At 67.3% G+C, this 1,323-nt stretch carries 1 protein-coding gene; it reads right to left on the bottom strand.

Annotated features, from left to right (window positions below; translation table 11 throughout):
- A partial coding sequence (locus tag JQ586_RS40275) for a mannose-1-phosphate guanylyltransferase/mannose-6-phosphate isomerase (protein ID WP_212400157.1) occupies nucleotides 1-1,322 on the bottom strand: 1,322 nt, incomplete at its 3' end.
- Nucleotide 1,323 lies beyond the last annotated feature (1 nt).

Here is a 1,323-nt window from a genome sequence, read left to right as displayed (position 1 = left end):
TTGCCGGGGTTCTCCAGCCGGTGCACCGCGCCGATCGGGATGTAGATCGATTCGTTCTCGTGCACGGTCTTGACCAGCTCGTTGACGGTGACCTGCGCCGTGCCGCGCACCACGATCCAGTGCTCTGAGCGGTGGTGGTGCTTCTGCAGGGACAGCCGCCCGCCCGGCCGCACGATGATGCGCTTGACCTGGTGGCGGTCGCCATTGTCGACCGACTGGTACGAGCCCCAGGGGCGATGCACCTTGATATGGCTCTCGGTTACTTCAGGCGTCGTCGCCTTCAGCTTGGCGACCAACCGCTTCAACCCGTTGGCATCCTTCTGGCGCGACACAAGGACGGCATCCTGGGTCGCGACCACGACGAGGTCGTCGACACCCTCGAGCGCCACCAGCGCGCGATCGGTCGCGACGTTGCAGTTGCGGGAATTCTCGAACACCGCAACGCCCCGCGCCGCATTGCCCTGGCTGTCCTTGTCCGAGAGCTCCCAGACCTGCCGCCACGAGCCGATGTCCGACCAGCCGCACGCCACCGGCACCACCGCCGCATGCGTGGTCTTCTCCATCACCGCATAGTCGATCGAGATCGCCTTGGCCGCGCCGAACGCCTTCGCATCGAGCTTGACGAAGCCGAGATCGCGCGCCGCCGCCGCGACGGAGCCTTCGATCGAGGCAATGCTGTCCGCATCGACGCTGCGATATTCGTCCAGCAGCATGGCGGCGCGGAACATGAAGTTGCCGCTGTTCCAGAGATAGCCGGCATCGATGTAGCCGGCCGCGGTCACGGCATCCGGCTTCTCGACGAAGCGTGCGACCGCCCTCACCTCGCCGGCGACAACATCGCCCGGACTGATGTAGCCGTATTCGGTGGCCGGCCGTTCTGGCTTGACGCCGAAGGTCACGATGCGGCCCTGCTCGGCGGCGGCAAGCCCCTCGCGGCATGCCGCGACGAAGGCATTCGTGTCACGCACCAGATGATCGGCGGCGAGCGCCAGCACGATCGCGCCAGCCTCGCGGCCTTCCGCGAACGCCGCGCCGGCCGCGATCGCCGGCCCCGAATCGCGCCGCATCGGCTCCAGCAGCACGTCGGCCTCGCGGCCGATCTCGGCGAGCTGCTCCAGCACCATGAAGCGATAGGCCTCGCTGGTGATCACGATCGGACGCTCGAACAGCGTTGAATCGGACAGCCGCAGCACCGTCTCCTGGAAGGTCGAGCGCGCCCCGAACAGCGACAGGAACTGCTTCGGGTGCGCCTCGCGCGAGGCCGGCCACAGCCGCGTGCCTGCGCCGCCGCACATGATCAGGGGGATAATTCGTCGGTCCATT

The organism is Bradyrhizobium jicamae (assembly GCF_018130215.1).
Taxonomy (GTDB): domain Bacteria; phylum Pseudomonadota; class Alphaproteobacteria; order Rhizobiales; family Xanthobacteraceae; genus Bradyrhizobium; species Bradyrhizobium jicamae_A.
Note: the sequence above shows the minus strand (reverse complement) of the source record. Positions and strands in the feature narration are given on the sequence as shown.